At 70.3% G+C, this 18844-nt stretch carries 10 protein-coding genes; 6 read left to right on the forward strand and 4 right to left on the reverse strand.

Annotation, left to right across the window (positions count from 1 at the left end; genetic code table 11):
• The first annotated feature begins 321 nt into the window (after window positions 1-321).
• The 5 genes from ACGFWE_RS21430 to ACGFWE_RS21450 all read left to right on the forward strand — a co-directional run bounded on the left by ACGFWE_RS21430 (window position 322) and on the right by ACGFWE_RS21450 (window position 4903).
• Window positions 322-1290, forward strand: a complete 969-nt coding sequence (locus ACGFWE_RS21430) for an NADPH:quinone oxidoreductase family protein (protein WP_393600947.1) — start codon at window positions 322-324, stop codon at window positions 1288-1290.
• Window positions 1287-2468: an acyl-CoA dehydrogenase family protein gene (locus ACGFWE_RS21435; RefSeq protein ID WP_393600949.1), complete on the forward strand. Its 1182-nt coding sequence runs from the start codon at window positions 1287-1289 to the stop codon at window positions 2466-2468. Before ACGFWE_RS21430 ends, ACGFWE_RS21435 begins: the two co-directional genes overlap by 4 nt.
• Complete coding sequence (locus ACGFWE_RS21440) at window positions 2465-3538, forward strand: acyl-CoA dehydrogenase family protein (RefSeq protein WP_393600951.1); 1074 nt, start codon at window positions 2465-2467, stop codon at window positions 3536-3538. The genes ACGFWE_RS21435 and ACGFWE_RS21440 overlap by 4 nt, the downstream gene beginning before the upstream one ends.
• A gap of 181 nt (window positions 3539-3719) precedes the next feature.
• Window positions 3720-4577, forward strand: a complete 858-nt coding sequence (locus ACGFWE_RS21445; protein ID WP_393600953.1) for a phosphatidylinositol-specific phospholipase C/glycerophosphodiester phosphodiesterase family protein — start codon at window positions 3720-3722, stop codon at window positions 4575-4577.
• A 131-nt stretch (window positions 4578-4708) separates the two neighbouring features.
• The gene (locus ACGFWE_RS21450; RefSeq protein WP_352386902.1) at window positions 4709-4903 is read left to right on the forward strand and encodes a hypothetical protein; all 195 of its coding nucleotides are present in this window, start codon (window positions 4709-4711) and stop codon (window positions 4901-4903) included.
• An 11-nt stretch (window positions 4904-4914) separates the two neighbouring features.
• Here ACGFWE_RS21450 and ACGFWE_RS21455 read toward each other — a convergent pair whose 3' ends face one another.
• The 4 genes from ACGFWE_RS21455 to ACGFWE_RS21470 form a co-directional block, all read right to left on the reverse strand.
• Window positions 4915-6153, reverse strand: a complete 1239-nt coding sequence (locus ACGFWE_RS21455) for a phosphodiester glycosidase family protein (RefSeq protein WP_393600955.1) — start codon at window positions 6151-6153, stop codon at window positions 4915-4917.
• A 72-nt stretch (window positions 6154-6225) separates the two neighbouring features.
• A complete protein-coding gene (locus ACGFWE_RS21460; RefSeq protein WP_352386898.1) occupies window positions 6226-6612 on the reverse strand; it encodes a DUF779 domain-containing protein in 387 nt (128 codons plus the stop codon).
• A gap of 66 nt (window positions 6613-6678) precedes the next feature.
• On the reverse strand, window positions 6679-6930 hold the full coding sequence (locus ACGFWE_RS21465) for a hypothetical protein (RefSeq protein WP_352386897.1): 252 nt from the start codon (window positions 6928-6930) through the stop codon (window positions 6679-6681).
• 69 nt (window positions 6931-6999) lie between these two features.
• The gene (locus tag ACGFWE_RS21470) at window positions 7000-13557 is read right to left on the reverse strand and encodes an RHS repeat-associated core domain-containing protein (RefSeq protein WP_393600958.1); all 6558 of its coding nucleotides are present in this window, start codon (window positions 13555-13557) and stop codon (window positions 7000-7002) included.
• A gap of 547 nt (window positions 13558-14104) precedes the next feature.
• On the opposite strand from ACGFWE_RS21470, the gene ACGFWE_RS21475 reads away from it, so the two are divergent.
• Window positions 14105-18817: a LamG-like jellyroll fold domain-containing protein gene (locus ACGFWE_RS21475; protein ID WP_393600960.1), complete on the forward strand. Its 4713-nt coding sequence runs from the start codon at window positions 14105-14107 to the stop codon at window positions 18815-18817.
• The last annotated feature ends 27 nt before the right edge of the window (window positions 18818-18844 follow it).

Here is an 18844-nt window from a genome sequence, read left to right on the forward strand (position 1 = left end):
GCGACCGGCTCTGCACCGGCGGTGCCTGATCGAGCCGGGAGGCCCCGCCGTGCGGGCGGTCGCCCAGGATCACGCCGACCGTGGGCACGACGACGGATGCGATCGTGCAACGCAGGGCGTCGCCGAGCAGTTCCGACCCGGCCCCCTCGACATCCCCTCGATCCACGATCAGCCGGCGGTCGGCCGTGCGGTGGCCGCGGCACGTGTGGATGCCGACACTTTCCCCGGCCGACTGTTCCCTGATCGGCAAGCGACCGCTTAGTATGCGGAGGACTCCGGTCAGACCCCGGCATGACGACGCAGTCCCGTGGAGGCCCCCCCATGCAGGCTTGGCAAGTGCACGAGAACGGTGAGCCGAGCGAGGTGATGCGCCTCGCGGACGTGGCGCGGCCCGTGCCCGGCGACGGCCAGGTCCTGCTGAAGGTGCGCGCCGCGAACATCAACTTCCCGGACGTGCTGATGTGCCGCGGCCACTACCAGGTCCGCCCGCCGCTGCCCTTCACGCCGGGCGTGGAGATCTGCGGCGAGACCGAGGACGGTCGGCGCGTGATCGCCAACCCCGCGCTGCCGCACGGCGGTTTCGCCGAGTACGCCGTCGCGGACGCCTCCGCTCTGCTGTCCGCACCGGACTCGCTGGACGACGCCGAGGCCGCCGCGCTGCACATCGGCTACCAGACGGGCTGGTTCGGTCTGCACCGCCGGGCCCGCCTGGAAGCCGGTGAGACGCTGCTCGTCCACGCTGCCGCCGGAGGGGTCGGCAGCGCGGCCGTGCAGCTCGGCAAGGCGGCCGGAGCCACCGTCATCGGTGTCGTCGGCGGTGCCGACAAGGCCGCCGTGGCCCGGGAGCTGGGCTGTGACGTGGTGGTCGACCGGCGGAGCGAGGACGTCATCGGCGCCGTCAAGGAGGCCACCGGCGGCCGGGGCGCCGACGTGATCTACGACCCCGTGGGCGGCGAGGCCTACACGCAGTCGACCAAGGTCGTCGCCTTCGAGGGCCGGATCGTCGTGGTCGGCTTCGCGAGCGGCACGATCCCCAGCCCGTCGCTCAACCACGCCCTGGTGAAGAACTACGCGATCCTGGGCCTGCACTGGGGCCTGTACAACACCAAGAACCCCAAGCTGGTCCAGCACTGCCACGAACAGCTCACCGAACTGGCCGCCCGGGGTGCCATCAAGCCGCTGGTGAGCGAGCGGGTGCCGCTGGCCGGGGCCGCGGACGCCGTGCAGCGCCTCGGTGACGGGGTGACCACGGGCCGCATCGCCGTCGTACCCACGGGAGCACAGGCATGACCGACGCAGCAGAACTGGGGCGCCGCACGGCCGAATTGCTGGCCGCACACCCGCCCGCGACCACGGACCGGATCGACTTCCTCAAGGCCCGCTTCGACGCGGGGCTCGCCTGGGTGCACTATCCGGAGGGTCTCGGCGGCCTGAACGCGCCCCGCTCCCTCCAGGCCGTCGTGGACGCCGAGCTGGAGGCCGCGGGCGCCCCCGACAACGACCCCCGGCGCAACGGCATCGGCCTCGGCATGGCCGCGCCGACGATCCTCAAGTACGGCACCGAGGAGCAGAAGCAGCGCTATCTGCGGCCCCTGTGGGTGGGGGAGGAGATCTGGTGCCAGCTGTTCAGCGAGCCCGGCGCCGGATCCGACCTCGCCGCGCTCGGCACCCGGGCCGTGCGCGAGGGCGACAGCTGGGTGGTCAACGGGCAGAAGGTGTGGACGTCCGGCGCCCACAACTCCCGCTGGGCCATCCTCATCGCCCGCACCGACCCGGACGTGCCCAAGCACGCGGGCATCACCTACTTCATCTGCGACATGACCGACCCCGGCGTCGACGTCCGCCCGCTGCGGCAGATCACCGGCGAGGCCGAGTTCAACGAGGTCTTCCTCACCGACGTCCGCATCCCCGACTCCCGCCGCCTCGGCGAGGTCGGCGACGGCTGGCGGGTCGCGCAGACCACGCTGAACAACGAACGCGTCGCCATCGGCGGTATGCGGCTGCCCCGCGAGGGCGGCATGATCGGCCCGGTCTCCAAGACCTGGCGCGAGCGCCCCGAACTGCGCACCCAGGACCTGCACCAGCGGCTGCTGAAGCTCTGGGTCGACTCCGAGGTCGCCCGGCTCACCGCCGAGCGACTGCGCCAGCAGCTCGTCGCCGGACAGCCCGGTCCCGAGGGCGCCGGCATGAAGCTCGCCTTCGCCCGCCTCAACCAGGAGATCAGCGGCCTGGAGGTCGAACTGCGCGGAGAGGAGGGCCTGTTGTACGACGACTGGACCCTGCGCCGCCCCGAACTGGTGGACTTCACCGGCCGTGACGCCGGTTACCGCTACCTGCGCTCCAAGGGCAACAGCATCGAGGGCGGGACCAGCGAGGTCCTGCTGAACATCGTCGCCGAGCGCGTCCTGGGCCTGCCGGCCGAGCCGCGCACCGACAAGGACGTCGCCTGGAAGGACCTCGCTCGATGACGGACCTGCTGTACTCGGAGGAGGAAGAGGCGCTGCGGGCCGCCGTGCGGGACCTGCTCGCCGACCACTGCGACGCGCCGGGCGTGATCGCCCGCACCGAGTCGGACACCCCGCACGACCTCGCGGCCTGGAAGGCCCTCGCCGACGGCATGGGCCTCGCGGGGCTCCTGGTCCCGGAGGACAAGGGCGGCCAGGGTGCCTCGCACCGCGAAGTCGCCGTCGTCCTGGAGGAGTTGGGCCGCGCGGTCGCTCCCGTGCCCTACCTCACCAGTGCGGTCGTCGCCACCGAGGCCCTGCTCGCCTGCGACGCCGACGGCCTCCTCGCCGAGCTCGCGTCCGGGCGGAGGATCGGCGCCCTCGCCGTCGCCCTGAACGTCGCTCCCGGCGGCGCCTACAAGGTCGTACGCCACGAAGGCGGGGCCCTGCACGGGGAGTTGACCGCGATCGCGGACGCGCGGGCGGCCGACGTGCTGCTCGTGCCCGCGGACGACGGCGGTCTGTACGCGGTGGACGCCTCCGCCGCGACCGTCACCCCGCAGGTCACCTTCGACCTGACCCGCCCGCTCGCGACCGTCACCCTCGACGGGGCGCAGGGCCGCCTGCTGGGCGATGCCGAAGTCGCCGTGCACCGGGCACTGCGGGCCGGCGCCGGACTGCTCGCCTCCGAGCAACTCGGCCTCGCCGAGTGGACGTTGACCGAGACCGTGCGCTACCTCAAGGAGCGCAAGCAGTTCAACCGGCCCGTCGGCGGCTTCCAGGCGCTCAAGCACCGGCTCGCCCAGCTGTGGCTGGAGGTCGTCAACCTCCGCGCCGCCGCCCGCAACGCCGCCGACGCGCTGGCCACGGGTGAGGACACCGACGTGGCGGTCGCCGTCGCGCAGGCCTACGCGGCGTCCGTCGCCGTGCACGCCGCCGAGGAGGCGCTCCAGCTGCACGCGGGGATCGGCATGACGTGGGAGCACCCGGTCCATCTGTACCTCAAGCGGGCCAAGGCCGACTCGATCGCCTACGGCACAGCGGGGACCCATCGCGCCCGGTTGGCCGAACTCGTCGACCTCCAGGCGCCCTGAGCGTCACCCGGTGAACGCCGGCGAAGCCCGCCCCACCTGGGGCGGGCTTTTCCGTGCGCCTGCACGGAAGGAGTGAACGGGCGGCGGCAGTCCGGCCAACTCCTGGCACGTACAGGTCCCTTGACGGCCGAAGGGCCCCATACTCCCTGTGGTTGCGACCCGCCCCACAGGGAGGCAGAACATGGCCCTCATCACCCGCCGCAGAGCCCTCACCACCCTCGGCGCCACGGCCGCGGCGACCCTCGCCCCGCCCGTGGCCGGCGCATGGGCCGACGGCCACCGGCACCGGCCCCGTCCGTTGTGGCGGGCCCACGCCCACAACGACTACGAGCATCCGCGCCCCCTCCTCGACGCCCTCGACCACCGTTTCGGCAGCGTCGAGGCCGACATCTTCCTCGTCGGCGACCAGCTCCTCGTCGGTCACACCCCGGACGACCTCGACCCGACGCGCACCCTGGAGTCCCTCTACCTCGACCCGCTGGCCAGGATCGTCAAGGCCAACCGCGGTTCCGTGTACCGCGGTCACCGCCGGCCCCTCCAACTGCTCGTCGACATCAAGACCGAGGGCTCCTCGACCTACCTCGAACTCGACCGTCATCTGCGCCGCTACCGGCACCTGTTCACGACGTACGTGCACGGCAAGGTCATTCCGGGACCTGTGACCGCCGTCATCTCCGGCGACCGGGCCGCCCGCATTCCCATGGAGGCGCAGAGCGTCCGGCGGGCCTTCTACGACGGCCGGCTCGCCGACCTCGGCACCTCGGCGCCCGCCTCCCTGATCCCGCTGATCAGCGACAACTGGACGCTCAACTTCACCTGGCTCGGCGAGGGCCCCTTCCCCGACGCCGAGCGGCTGAAGCTGCGGAACCTCGTCCAGCAGGCCCACGCGCACGGGCAGAAGGTGCGGTTCTGGGCCACCCCGGACTTGGCCGGCCCTGCTCGGGACGCGCTGTGGACCGAACTCCTTGCCGCCGGTGTCGACTACTTCAACACCGATGACCTGGCGGGCCTGGAGGCCTTCCTGGACGCCCACCGCTAGGCGCCTTCGAGCGGGCCTGAACACCACTCGTTCGGAGGACACCTCAGCCGCCCGGACGAACCCTTCGCTACGCCACACTTGCGGCCCAACGCCGCGAAACGGACTCGTCGGCGTGGCGGAGGAGACCGGTCATGGCGATTTCCCTTTCTGTACTGGTGCTGTTGCTGATCCTGGCGGTGATCTTCGTGCGCAGCGGCGGACTCAAGGTCTCCCACGCGCTGGTGTGCGCGCTGCTCGGCTTCTACCTGGCCAGTACGGGCCTCGCGCCCACCATTCACAGCACCGTCGCGGCGACGGCGGACATCGTCAGCGGTCTGCGCCCCTGACCGGCGCCGCGTCAGGTCGTCGAGAAGACCCCGATGCCGTTCGCCACGGGCCGCTCGGCGCCGCCCGACGGGTGGTTGAGGACGCTGACAGCACCGGCGCCCGGCTTTCGGGCGGCCATCGTCGTGGACCCGCCCCCGTCCAGGCTGAAGGCGTCCACCGAGCCCAACGTCCGCATGGCGTCCGCGACTTCGGCGATCGTCAGCCCGCCGCGATAGTCCGGCGCGCCGTCCAGCGCGAGAAGATACAGCCGCCGTCCGCCGTCCGCGATGCCCACCGCCGTGCGCACGGCCGAGGTCGTGTCGTCGAGGCCGGGCAGCGGGCGGCCGCCGTCGAGCACCGGGTAGCCGCCGAGTGCGAAGCGGTACGGGGTCCCCGCCGAGGCCGCGACCAGTCGGTGCTGCACCGTCACCGCCGAGCCGACCGAGAGCTTCCGCAGTTGTTGCGCGCCCGCCTCCCGGCCCACGAGCACGGTGGTGCCGTCGGCGATCGGCCCGCTGCCCGGGGTGTCGGCCGTGGCGACGACCTGCCCGTTGCGGACCGTGACCTCCTGGGTGTCCTCGCTGCACGGGGCGGCCCGGTCCCGGTCCGTCCCGCACGTCGCCCGCACCCGGGACGCGCTGCCCCAGTCCGAGGTGAAGGCCCCGACCGAACCGACGGGCAGCGCGTACTGGTTCAGCCCGCGCAGCGGCAGTTGCCCCTCGGGTGTGCGCGCCGACCCGTCGAGCGCCAGGGCGTCGAGGCGGGCCAGGCGGTCGGTGCCCACACCGAACACGTCCTTGGTGCTGGTGCCGGGCGGCAGCGCCGGCCCGAAACGCTGGCCGTTCGGCACCGCCGCCTTCAGCGCGCGGCCCTGCCCGATCGCCGGGCCCACGCTCGCGCCGGTGGCCTCGACGCCGGGGTGCTGGCTCTCCGAGATGTTGAAGAAGTCGCCGTTCACCCCCGCGAGGGCGCCCTGCGCGGTGGCCAGCCGGGACACCGTGGCCCGCGCGGCCACCGCCCCCGGGTACAGCAGCTCCACCCGCACCCGCGGATCGCTCAGGTCCACGCGGATCACATGGGCGTGGGCCACTCCTGCGGCCGCGGAGACGTCGAACTGCTCGTAGTGCACGCCCGTCGCGAGCTGGGTCCACCCCGGCGCGGCGCCGGCCGGTGCCGCTCCCACCAGGGCCGCACCGGCCAGCGTGCCGAGTGCCGCGAGAAACGTGAGTACCGATCTGCCTGCGCCCAAACGTCTTTGACGGTGCGTCACAGCTCTCCCTGAGGTCTTGTCAACTGTCCCAGAACTCAGAGGAAGTGCACCAGACGACGGCGACCCGAGGGGCTACTCGGCGCCGACCACACGCGAACGGACGAGGAAACGCACCCCCTCGGGTGCCTCAAGAGAGAACCCGCTGCCCCGGCCCTCGACGACATCGACGATCAGCCGGGTGTGGGCCCACACCTCGTACTGGCTCCTCGACATCCAGAAGGTCACCGGTTCCCCGACCCCTGCCACGTCGAGCTCGGCGAGCAGCACGTCCGAGCCGCCGGTGCGGAACTCGCCCGCCGGGAAGCACATCGGCGCACTGCCGTCGCAGCAGCCGCCCGACTGATGGAACATCAGCGGCCCGTGCGTCTCCCGCAACCGCCGCAGCAGCTCAGCCGCCGCGGGCGTCAGCTCGACTCGCGGCACTTCGTCGTACCCGGCACGTGCGGAATCGTCGTCCATGGTCGTCGAGTGCAGCACGGGAAAGGTTGCGAGGGGGTTGCAGCTCCGGTGCTTTGTCGGCCGGCCTCAGGACAGGTCGATGGGCGCCGGGTTCCACTTGTACCGGGCGTCGTCCTCGTCCTTGAGGAGAACTCCGGCCTGCGCCATGCGGTCAAGAATCTCCAACAGCATGTCTCCCAGGGGATATCCGTCGATCCAGAACATCCGCTTCACCGAGGAGAACTTCTGGTCACGCGGGAAGACGCCCAGAAAGACACCGAGCCGGAACGCCGCGACGTCATCGTCGAGCCAGTCGGCCAGCACATCCTTGAGCTCCATGCCGTCCTCCAGTCTCCATACCAAGTCCTCACCACCAATGGGTCCGACCGGGCGGTCTGCCCGGCGCCGCTACTCTTCCATGCCTTCGACTTCCGCCAGGAACCCCTGGAACTCCTCCATGGACTCGGCGTCGACGGCCATCCAGTCGCCCTGGGTGGACTGGATCCGGCCGTTGTAGTCGTCGGGTGACACGCCGTTCTCGTCCGGCCCGAGCATGACGTGGAACCTGTTTCCGCGTTCCGGCCGCGCGGCCAGCCCGCGCGAGGAGAGCACATTGCCCTTGATGGCCCAGAGCGGATCCTTGGACTGACCGCCCGGGAGCCAGTTCGGCCGTCTCGAAGGGTGCATCTTCGCCAGATTATCCTGGGTGGTCGAGAGACCCGGGGGCGTGTCTCCTTCGACGACGATGTTCCCGTCCTCGTCCAGATTGTCCTCATAGTCCGCTGTCCGGCCTCCCAGGGTGCGTCCGGAGTTGCCCAGCATCGGCTTTCCGTCCGCCCCGGCACGCATCGTGCGGAAGTAGATGGCACCGGCCGCCGTCACCTTCCACCAGTGGCACTCGCCGAAGAACATGCACATGGTGCCGCGTTCATTCGCCTTGGCCTGTTTGTCGAGTGCAGCGTGCAGCCCGCTCACCTCATCGGCGAACGACTTGGAGCACAGGCCCGGTTTCCCCTTGCACACGTCGTCCCAGGTGCCGACCTCGGTGCCGTAGGCGAGCATCTTGTCGGGCATTTTGTACGTCGCCGCACGGGGGTCGAACATCTTGTCGTAGTGCGTCTTCAGTTCCTTCGCGAACGCAGCGGCCAGCTGCTTGATGTTCGGGGTGTTCGCGCTGAAGCCGAAGTGGGGCGAGATGAAGACGGGATGCGGGTGATAGTTCGAGCAGTTGTGCGCGTTGCACAGGCCGCCGAAGCCCTGCTCGTCGGCGAGGCTCTGCGAGATCGGCGGAGCGTCCGGCGTGACCGGCACATTCATGGTGGGGTCGGCCCACCAGTTGTCCTCGCCGGTCGGGTCGGACAGGGTCACGGGGTCGTTGCCCGCGTAGTCGTAGCCGGGCAGCTCGTTCGTGTCCATGGACTCGAACACCGGGTCGTCCGACAGGAACCGGCCGGTATACGGGTCGTACTCCCGGGCCCCGAGGTTGACCAGCGAGGTCGCCGGGTCCGGGGTGCCTCCCACGAAGCCCGTGCCGTTCGGGAAAGTGCTCGCGGAGCCGCCGCGAGTCTGGCCGAAGGGCAGGTACTGGCGGCGGGTGACGGACTGGGTCTGGTAGTCGACGGCGAGGGTGTCGGTCCCCTGCCGGTTCGGGATGAGGTACTGGATGTCGCCCGAGCTGGAGCGCTGCGCGATGGTGTGGCCGGCGACCGAGTAATAGCGGGTGCCCGAGAGGGTGTGGGTCGCCGTGTCCTCGACGATCTGGGCGTTCGCGATGAACAGCGTGGCCTTGCCGGGGTCGGTGCGCAGGAGGAGACCGCCGGCCGCGTCGTACAGATAGCTGGTCGTGCCGCTGCTGGCGGTGTCGGTGGCGAGCTTGCCCTGGTCGTTGAAGGTGAGGTCCTGCTTCCCGGCCGCCCCGCCGCTGATGGTCTGGGTGTCGCCCGCCGTGTCGTACGTGTACGAGGCGGTGTTGGCGGCGGCGCCGGGGCCGGTGGCGGTGGTGCTGGTGAGGGTGTGCGGCTGGTCGGTCGACGAACCGGCGGGCGGGTAGTTGTAGGTGGTCGTGGTGTCGTCGGCGGTGGTGCCGGTGGTGGCGTGGTCGGTCTGTGTCCTGCGCAGACCGTCGGCGGTGTAGGTCCAGCTCTGCCAGTACGGGTCAGGGCCGCCGACGGTGCTGCTCGCGCCTGCGGTGGGGACGGCGGCGCAGCCGTCGGTGGCGGTCCAGGCGCTGCTCAGCCGGTCGGCGTAGTCGTAGGTGTAGCACTGGGTGTCGGTGACGGCTCCGCCGTCCTGTGCGTCGCTGACCGCGGTGAGCAGACCCGCGCCCTTGGAGATGCGTGTGTCGCCCCAGGTGTAGCGGGCGTGGTCCACCACGGTGCTGCTGGTGGAGTCCGTGGTCTGCGCATCCGTCAGCGCGCCCGTCTGCTCGTCGTAACCGAGGGAGAGGGCGACCCAGTTGGTGGACGGGCCGAAGGTGTACTGCAGCAGCTGGCCGGACTCGGAGTAGCCGATGGCGCTCACGTAGGTCCAGGCATTGGTGCCGCTGCTGCTGAGGCTGGTCGGTTCACCGAGGGCGTCGTAGCCGGTGGTGAGCGTCTCGGCCGGCAGACCGCCTTCGGCTGGATCGGACTCGGTGGCCGGTGCCCCGGTCGGCCTGTACGTGTAGCTGGTGGTGTACCCGGCCGCTGGGGCCAGCGCCGCCTCGTCGGCCGGCAGGTTGGCCAGGGTGGTCTTCTCCGCGGCGACCTTGCCCAGCGAGTTGTACGCCAGGGCCGTTGTGGTGGCCGAGGGGCTGCCGGTGCCCATCTGGTAGGAGGTACTGGCGGTGGGCATGCCCTTCTTGAGGGTGTCGTACGTCCACGCGCCGATCTGGTTCGCGGTCGACTGGGCGACGCCTCCGGTGGTGTCGTACGCGCCGGTCTTGCGTCCGTCGCCGTCGTAGCTGTACGAGACCTGTTTCCCGCGCACGTCGGTGGTGTTGAGCACCAGTCCGCCGTCGTCGTAGGCCGTGGTGCCCGTGCCGCTGTCGGGGTCGGAGGCGGAAATCCGCCGGCCGAGCAGGTCATACTTCCAGGACCAGGTGTTGCCGGCGGCGTCGGTCTCCGAGGCCTGGTTCCCGTCCGGGTAGTAGGTGTACTTCGTGTCCGAGTAGTCCGAGGCGGTGTCGTTCACCGGATCGGCGGCCGCACCGGTGTGGTACTCGTACAGGTGTGTGACACGGCCGCGGGCGTCGGTCAGCAGGCTCTGGGCCGTGGCGCCGGACGGCGGGATGGTGGTGGTGAAGTTGCCGCCGTAGACGGTGTTCGTGTGCCAGGTCTCGGACCCGAGCTTGTAGGCGGTGGCGGCCGTCCTGCGGCCGGCTCCGTCGTAGGTGTAGCCGGTCTCCGAGGGGATCTGGCCGTCCTGCGCCTGGACCAGGGTGCTGTCCGGGGCGCCGCTGGCGTTGTACGGGCCGGCCGTCTTGGCCACCTGGCCGATGGTGTTGTAGACGGTGTCGCTGACCTCCCGGCTGCCGTCGGGCGTGGGGGTCTGGGTCTCCCGCACCCGCAACAGCGCGTCGTAGAGCATGGTCGCGCTGCGGTAGGTGCCGTCGTCGTTGAGCGACTGGGTGGTGATCGTCGACGGGGCGGTGTTGCTCAGTGTGTAGACGTACTTGGTGACCGGCGACGTGATGCCGGGGTTGAAGACCTGGGTGAGGCGGCCCAGCGCGTCGAAAGTACCGGAGGCCTTGTAGCCGGCCGGGTCGGTCACCGACAGCGGGAGGTTGCGCAGCTGGTCGTAGGTCCTGACGGTGGCGTAGCCGAGTGGGTCGGTCTCGGTGATGGAGGTCGGTTCGGCACCGGTCGTCGGGGCGTAGGTGGTGCGGACCGTGCGCTTGTCGGCGTCGGTCGAGGTGACGGGGCGCCCGTACTGGTCGACGGTGCTGCTGGCCATCGTCGTGTAGACGGGGGTGGAACCGGTGTAGGAGGTGGCCTTCTGCGTCGAGGTGGGGTCACCGACGCTCGGGGCCGCCCCCAGGGTGGTGGAGAGGTCGTAGAAGGTCAGGGTGTCGGAGACGGCGTCCTTCGGCAGGGTCGGCGTGGTGTCGCAGTCGACGGACACCGTGCGGACCTCGTCGGCGGTGTCCAGGATCCACTTTGCCGTGTTGTCCGCGTAACTGGTCGTCGTGCACAGGTCGTCGGCCGTGGTGGAGACGTCGCCGCGGTCGTCGGTCCTGGTGACGCGACCGTACGCGTCATGGGTGAAGGCGGTCTCGGTCACCTGGGTGCCGCCGGCGGTGAGCGGGGTGTAGACCTTGCTGTCCGCGGCGCCGGTCAGGAACGCCTGCTGGTCGGGCAGCCCGGAGACCGCGTGGAGGGCGGTGGCGGCCGACGTCCACGGGGTGGTGACGGCGTCGCTGACCACCTTGCCGCTGCCGCTGCCGTTGTACGTGATCGACTCGTACGTCTGGCCGGCGAACTGGTTGGAGTCCTTGACCGGGGTGTCGCCGCGGGAGTCCGTGATGCTCACCGAGCGGGTCGCGCCGCCGGGCAGGGTGTCGCCGTCCATGCCGCGGAAGAAGGTGGTGTCGGTCTGCGTGACCGGATCGGGAGCGGTACCCGTGGTGACCGTCATGCCCTGGTAGCCGCGCCACTGGTTCCAGGTGCGCTGCGAGGACTTCGTCAGCGGGTTGGTGTCGTAGTGCCAGGCACCGCCGCCGATCGGCGCGTAGTGGGTGGAGACGGTGTCGTTGACACCGCCGCCGGTGGGGTCCTGCTGGGTGACGCCGGTGACGATGAACTTGTTGAACCAGTCCATGATCGGGCTGGTCTGCCCGGTGGGCGTCCAGTACTGCGGGAAGCACCGTTTGGTGTTGGTGCTCGGGTCGGACGGTGTGCCGGAAGCGCAGTCGGGCGCCGAGTAGTTGACGTTGATGATCGCGCCGGTCTCGGTGGTGATCGTGGTGAGCCGGTGGCGCGTGATGGGCGCGTAGCCGTTGGTGACGTTCACCCGGTTCGACAGCGGGGTGCCGGAGAAGGTGACGGGCTTCATGGCGATCGGTGCGGTGGAACCGCCGCCGGTGGTGTCCTGGCCGGTGTGCACCAGGGTGGACAGCCACAGTGCGGGTGAGGTCGAGTCGCCTGTCGCCGGGAAGGAGTATGTGAGGTCCCACTTGTCGACGTTGGTCTCGGTGGTGCCGGACAGCTCCTGGGTCTGCACCGTGCTCAGCTCGTACTCGGACCAGAAGGTGGGCGAGTTGACGTTGCAGGAGGAGCCGTTGGAGCAGTTCAGGTCGTAGGGGATGTCCGGCCAGTCCGCGGCCGTCGAGGAGGACAGCGTGGAGGTCGCGCAGCCCGTGGCGGACGTCTTGCAGCGGCCGTTGTAGCTGAAGGTGATCTGTGCGACGGGGCTGGTCGAATAGACGGAGCCGTCGCGCTGGCCGTACTGGATGCGGGCGAGGCGGGAGTCCCTGCTGTACGGGGTGTTCGCGGTGGTGCCGAGGTCGCGGGCGTAGTAGGCGGTGTCGACCGTGTAGAAGGAGGACATCACGTCACCGTGTGTGTCCTTCACGTAGTCCAGGTTCCAGCGGTACGCCTGCTGGCACCAGGAGCTGGAGAAGGTCGCGTTGTAGCACGGCTGGCCCGACGCGGTGGCGTAGACGGGCTCGGTGAGTACGGAGTTGGTCTTCGTGTTGCCCGAGGCCCAGCCCGGCAGTTCGTCGAGGCCGAAGGTGTACTGCGTGCCGTCGTCGGTGGTGACCCGGAAGTACTCGCCGTTCTGGGCGCCGTTGGCGGCGCCGGTGAGGTATTCGACCTTCTCGTCGGAGTCGCTCAGCGGGTGGTATGTGCCCGTCTTGTCGTCCTTGACGAGCGTGGACGTCTGGCCGTTGAGGGAGAGCGTCAGCTGGTTGTCGTCCGACCAGCAGTAGTCCCGGGTCCTGGTGGTGCCCGCCGGGTTCTCGTTGCAGGACTTGTACGACCGCTCGACGAAGCTGGCCGGGAGGCCGAAACCATCGCCGACGACGGACGCCTGGTTGTTGGTGGAGGAGATGAGGCCGTCGACGGCCTGGGAGTTGTAGCTCAGCCCGAGCTTCGGCGCCATCCCGCCGGGAACGCCGGGGACGGACATCGGATACGACCACTCGAAGGCGTCGGAGCTGCCGCCCGCCTGCCACGAACCGGACGGGCTCAGGGAGGTGGCCGAGAAGTCACCGCCTCCGCCACCGCTGTCCGAGGTCGCCGCGACCACCGCCGTGCTCGCGGTCTGCAGCATGGCCGACTCGGTGCCGGACACGGCGGTCTGCCGTGGGCCTGACGACTGCGTGCCGGGCAGGGGCACGTCGGCGTGCAGGGTGTGGTCGCGGGTGTCGTTGCGGGAGACCAGTGGCGTCTGGGTGCGGCACGAACGGACGTCGGGTGTGGTGAGGGCACAGGCGGGCAGCCGCACCAGGTGCAGGCGGGAGGCGTAGTCACCGCCGAAGGCTCCCGCGTACGCGGAGTAGTCCAGGCTCACCGTGACCTTGCCGCCCGCCGGTCGCGCCGTTGCACCGGTGGACGGCGTACCGGTGAGGTTCAGGAGCACTCCGTGGACGCCCGCGGCGGTGGCGGACCGGTGCGGAAGCAGCTGTACGCGCAGCCGGTCCGGGGCCCCGCTGTGGTCGGCGCGTCCGATCCTGACAGGCAGGGAGCCGGCGCTCGCGGTCCTGCCGGCCGCCCGCGGAACGGTGAGGGACGCGGTTCCGGTGGGCCAGCCGACGTGCGGGGTCCTGTAGGCAGGCATCCGACGGGGGGCGCGGTAGTGCGAGCGCACCTCGTGGACGGCAATGGGCTTGCTGTGCACGGGAGTCGGGGCGTGGCGAAGGGTGGCGGCGGTCGCGGCGGGACCGGTGCCCGGAAACGCCGGTGCCAGGAGGGCGAGCACGAGCACCACGGGCCAGCGCGCCGTGATCCGGCCGCTCCTGAACCGCTTCCCGACTCCGGGTCTCATGGCCCGACTTGCGCTCGCTCCGGTGACCGCCACGGTCGCGCCCCCCACAAGTTGACTGTGCTGCCGCTGTGTTCGAAACGAGCGGGAACGTATCCCGGCGGCACCGGCGGCCGGTCCGCGAGAACCAGTTCGTGGGCATATCTTTGCGAAAGTTATGTGATCGAATATGGGCAGGATTCCTGGCAAGGTCGCTCAAATCCTGCCTCATCTCATCTGGCCGGAAGGCGCCGCACTTCCTACGTTCGTCTGCTGTCACCCGGGAGCAGCGAGCAAAGGATCCTTCATGCACCTTCACCGCATGCGCGGCGGCCGTCACGGGTCATGGCGCGCGAGACGGGCCGCGCTGACCGGCCTGGTGGCGTTGGCCCTGGCGGTCGGGGTCGCGCCCGCGCAAGCGCTCACCGCCGGTCAGGGACGGGTCGGCGACTCCTCGGCCCCGATCTCCTCAGGCAGGACGCAAACGGCGCGAGCCAGTCATCCCGCGAGGGACCCAAACCTGCCTGAGCTCCCGGACGGGTTCGGTCCCACCCCGGCGGAGCGCCGGGCCATGGAGCGAGCCGGCGCCACCGCGCGGAGCTCCGGGACCAAGGTCACGGTCACCGCCCTGACCACTCCGGTGCAGCAGGTGAGAGCGCTCCCTCAGGGCGGCTTCGAGCTGGACAGCAACCCCAAGCCGGTGCGCACCAGGCAGCACGGCCGCTGGGTGCCGATCGACCTGCGGCTGCAGCCCGCCGCGAGCGGGCGCCTGGCCCCGACCGCGACCGCGTACGGCAGCGTCTCGTTCTCCGCGGGTGGCAACGCGCCTCTCGTCAGCACCGGTTACGGGCGCGCGACCGTGTCCGTCGCGTGGCCCCGGCGGCTGCCCGCCCCGGTCGTGAAGGGCGCGACAGCCACCTACCGTGACGCGCTGCCCGGCGTGGACCTGGTGGTGGCGGCGACCGCGGCCGGCGGCTTCACCGACACCCTGGTGGTCAAGAACAGGGCGGCGGCCGACGATCCCTCGGTGAAAGCCCTGAGACTGGGCACCACGGTCACCGGGGGCGGACTGCGTCGTGCCCCGGACGGCGGGTTGAGCCTGCTGGACACCCACGGCCGCGACGTGATGGACGCCCCGGCCGCGCAGATGTGGGACTCCAACACCATCCTGCGACCCGCACACTCGACCCGTGTGACGCCGGGCGCCAAGGTCGCGGCCGACGCCTCGGACGCCGGCCACCCGGGGCTCGCCGCCCGCCTGGCCCCGGTCGGGCTGAAGACCTCCGCCAGGTCGCTCACCCTGACACCGGACACGCGGTTGCTGACGGGCCGTGGGACGGTGTTCCCGCTGTACGTGGATCCGACGTTCAACTGGCATCCGTACGACCCGGCCGCGCCCCACTTCGACGAGATCAAGCAGGGCTGCCCCAACACCTCGTTCTACGACAAGACCGACGCGCTGTCCGACTCGGGCCGGCTCGGTGTGGGCTACAACGGCTGGTCGGAGGGCGACTGCGCGGCCGGCCTGGAACACGCCCTGTACCAGTGGAAGTTGTCCTCCACCCTGTACGGGGCACACATCAACACCGCGACCGTGAACGCCACCGAGGTCTACTCCGCCTCCTGCTCCAGCAGCTACACCGTCAACCTGCACTGGTCCGGCGGCTTCGGCAAGGGCACCGACTGGTCGAACCGGCCCGGCTTCAACAGCTACTCCACCTCGGCGTCGTACGCCCGTGCCTGGAACCCCACTTACTGCCCCTCCAACGGTGATGTCACGCACGGGCTGAACGTGCTCACCCCCATCAAGGCCGACGCCCTCGGGCGCTCCTCCACCTTCGCCGTCACGCTCAAGGAGGACTCGGCCGAGGACGCCCACAACGCGTCCGGCTTCTCCCGCTTCGCCGACAATCCCAGCCTGGAGATCTTCTACAACACGATCCCGAACACACCGGCCGTCAGCACCATGTCCGCGGTCTCCGGCGCGCACTCGGCGGGTTGCGACACCACCGCCCCGTACCCGTACATGGGCAAGACCATCGCCTCCACCCCGCCGGTGCTCAAGGCCAAGATCAGCGACGGCGACGGCGACAAGCTGCAGGCCACCTTCCAGTACTGGGTGGACGGCTCCACCACCAAGGCCACCGTGCTCAGCGGCGACAACCTGGCCAGCGGCAGCTACGCCACCGCCTCTTTGCCCGCGAGCTTCACCAGCGCCCTGACCAACGGCAAGATCGTCGACTGGCAGGCCAAGGTCACCGACGGGGAGGACACCACCACCTACTCCTCGATCTGCCACTTCGTCGCCCAGCCCACCGCCCCCGACGAGCCGACCGTCACCTCGGAGAACAGCCTCTACCCCGACACCGACAACGGGGGTGGGGTCGGTGCGGTGGCGGGTACCGCGGGCACGTTCGACGTGGCGACCAGCGGCGGCGCCGGCGCCACGAAGTTCGTCTACTCGCTCGACGTCGGTCTCGACCCCACCGTCAGCCCCTTGGCCTCCCAGACCGTCCCGGCCATCAGCAACGCGGCGAAGGTGACCGTCACTCCGTACGCCCCCGGCCCGCACACCCTGTACGTGTACGCCATCGACGCGGCCGGCGACTTCTCCGCCACCCACCCGTACCGCTTCCTGGCCACCGGTCACACCGCCACCACCTGCGCGAGCCTGACCGCCTGTTACAACAACACCGGCATCAGCGCCGACGCCACGCCGTCGCAGGCCGACATGGACGGCACCGGCAGCAGTTACTCCGCCACCGACCTGAACAACGTCGGCTGGACCTCGGGCGGCAAGGTCACCATCGACGGCGCCACGTTCGCGCTGCCCGCCTTCGGATCCGGGCAGAAGGACAACGTGCTGGCCGCCAATCAGACCGTCACCTACAGCGGTTCCGGCAACGCGCTGGAGTTCCTGGCCTCGTCCTCGTACTCCAACTTCACCGACCCCGGCGCCGTCAACGGCCAGGCGACCGCGCCGTATGTGCCCGCCGGGAGCTCCGTGACCGGTACCTACTGCTTCACCGGCACCACGCCCGACGGGCCGTGCGCGGCCACCGGCACGGTCAACTACACCGACGGCACGTCCACTTCGTACGCCCTGACGGTGCCCGGCTGGACCGTCACCGACGACTCGATCGCCGCGGTGATCCTTCCGCACCGCAACAACGCGAGCGGCCAGACCGCCAGCAAGCGGCGGCTGTACGCGTTCTCCGTCCCCCTGGACCCGTCCAGGACCATCGCGTCGGTCACCCTGCCCGACGTCGGCAACAAGATCGGCAACCACACGCCCTCGCTGCACGTCTTCTCCCTGGCCACACGCAACACCACCGTACGTACGACGGAGTCCAACGGCACCAATGTGGCCGCACCGAGCGGCCAGACATGGACCGGCGCCTGGGGCAGCCCCAGCGAGGGCGAGGACGGCGGGATGGGACCGTTCGGCAACCAGACCTTCCGGGTCGCGCTGCGTCCCTCCGTGTCCGGCAGCACCGTGCGCATCAAGCTGGACAACGCGCTGGGTTCCTCGAAGTTGACCCTCGGACACGCCACCGTCGCCACGTCGTCCGACACCGCTCCCGATCCCGCCGAGCCCTCCTCGGTTCCCGCAGGCACCCCGACCTCGCTGACCTTCTCGGGCAGCCAGAGCGTCACCGTGCCCGCCGGCGGCATGATCTACAGCGATCCGCTGCCCTTCCCCGTGACCCGCAACAGATTTCTGCTCGTCTCGTACTACCTGACGAACTCGGTCAGCGCGATCGTCTGGCACAGCGCTGCCAACACCGGCCTGGAGTATCTGGCCGACCCCGGCACCGGCGACAAGACCACCGACACCACGGGGGTCCCGTTCACCAGCTCCAAGTGGGAAGGGACGCCGATCACGCACCTGCTCACCGATGTCGACGTCACGACCGCCGGCGCTCCCACGCGCGCCATCATCGGGGACGGCGAGTTCGACACCTCGCGCCCCGAGTCCTTGCCGAGCGGCACTCAGATCGACGACGTGCTGCAACGCGCCGACGCCTCCACCGACCAGGCCTTCGGCGAGATCACCGAGAGCATCTCCGCGAACCAGGTCATGAGCGACTACGCCGACGGCGCCTTCCCCGCGTCCGGCCCCTCACTCCTGTCCCGTATAGACCGTGACGTACTCGACCAGCCGGGAGTGAACAGCGTCGTCGTCTACGAAGGACTCGAAGACGTGCTGGAAGGCGGACGCACCGACGTCGACCTGGAGACCAACGGCTACACCGCCCTCGTCCAGCAGCTCTCCGGCTGGGGGATCGGCACGACGGTGAGCACGCTCACCCCCTGCGACGGCTACACCGGCGGCGGCACCTCGACGACGTCCCCGGTCAACGACCCGTGCACCACGACCGTCGACCAGTACCGCTCGGCGGTCAACGACTGGCTGCGCAGCTACAACCTCGGCGGGTGGTGGGACACCCCGCCCGTCTTCGTCACCGACATCGACACGACCCTGTCCATGATCGACACCACGAACGGTGAGGAGAAGCTCGCGCCCGGCGCGGACAGCTGGGACCACCTCAACCCCAAGTCGGCGGGCTTCGGGGCCATTGTCGGCGTGTACGACTCACCGCACCACAGCTGGAACCTGGACGACGGCGACGGCTACACCTTCGCCAACGACACCGCGCCCACCGACACCGCCTACGCGATGCCCGACGCCACGGTGGGCAACAATCCGCTGACCCTGAGCGGAGGCGCCACCTGGACCAACGACACGACCCGCGGGGAGGTGCTGAGCCTCGACGGGACCAGCGGCTGCGCCGCATCCGGGAGCAGCGCGCTGGACACCAGCCACAGCTACTCCGTCTCCGCGTGGGTCAAGCTGTCCTCCCTGCCCGCCCACAACGCCACCATCGCCGCCCAGGACGGCAGCCAGACCAGCCCCTTCATGCTCCAGTACAACGCCGGCGGCGGCACCTCCGGCTGGTCGTTCAGCCTCAGCAAGAGCGACACCGCCGACGCCGGGTTCTGGAACGCCTACGCCTCAGGTGTCACCGCGGGCACCTGGACGAATCTCGTCGGCACCTACGACGCCACCACCCGGACGGCCAGGCTGTACGTCAACGGCGCCCTCGCCGCCACCACCACCGGTGCCGTCTCCTGGGGCTCCTCGGGTCCCTTCACCGTCGGCCGGGGCCAGTACGACGGCGTGGCCACCGACTTCGTGCCCGGCGCCGTCAGTCACGTCCAAGCCTGGAACTACGCGCTCACGCCCGAGGAGGCCGACGCTCTGAACAGACAACTGCTGTGACACCGGCCGAGCGCCTCTGACTGCCGG

The organism is Streptomyces sp. NPDC048523, assembly GCF_043199815.1.
Lineage (GTDB): Bacteria > Actinomycetota > Actinomycetes > Streptomycetales > Streptomycetaceae > Streptomyces.

Bases quoted from the DNA above. Each gene is read 5' to 3' on its own strand.
- ACGFWE_RS21430 (WP_393600947.1), top strand. From the start codon at position 322: ATGCAGGCTTGGCAAGTGCACGAGAACGGTGAGCCGAGCGAGGTGATG.
- ACGFWE_RS21435 (WP_393600949.1), top strand. From the start codon at position 1,287: ATGACCGACGCAGCAGAACTGGGGCGCCGCACGGCCGAATTGCTGGCC.
- ACGFWE_RS21440 (WP_393600951.1), top strand. From the start codon at position 2,465: ATGACGGACCTGCTGTACTCGGAGGAGGAAGAGGCGCTGCGGGCCGCC.
- ACGFWE_RS21445 (WP_393600953.1), top strand. From the start codon at position 3,720: ATGGCCCTCATCACCCGCCGCAGAGCCCTCACCACCCTCGGCGCCACG.
- ACGFWE_RS21450 (WP_352386902.1), top strand. From the start codon at position 4,709: ATGGCGATTTCCCTTTCTGTACTGGTGCTGTTGCTGATCCTGGCGGTG.
- ACGFWE_RS21460 (WP_352386898.1), bottom strand. From the start codon at position 6,612: ATGGACGACGATTCCGCACGTGCCGGGTACGACGAAGTGCCGCGAGTC.
- ACGFWE_RS21465 (WP_352386897.1), bottom strand. From the start codon at position 6,930: ATGGAGCTCAAGGATGTGCTGGCCGACTGGCTCGACGATGACGTCGCG.
- ACGFWE_RS21470 (WP_393600958.1), bottom strand. From the start codon at position 13,557: ATGAGACCCGGAGTCGGGAAGCGGTTCAGGAGCGGCCGGATCACGGCG.
- ACGFWE_RS21475 (WP_393600960.1), top strand. From the start codon at position 14,105: ATGGAGCGAGCCGGCGCCACCGCGCGGAGCTCCGGGACCAAGGTCACG.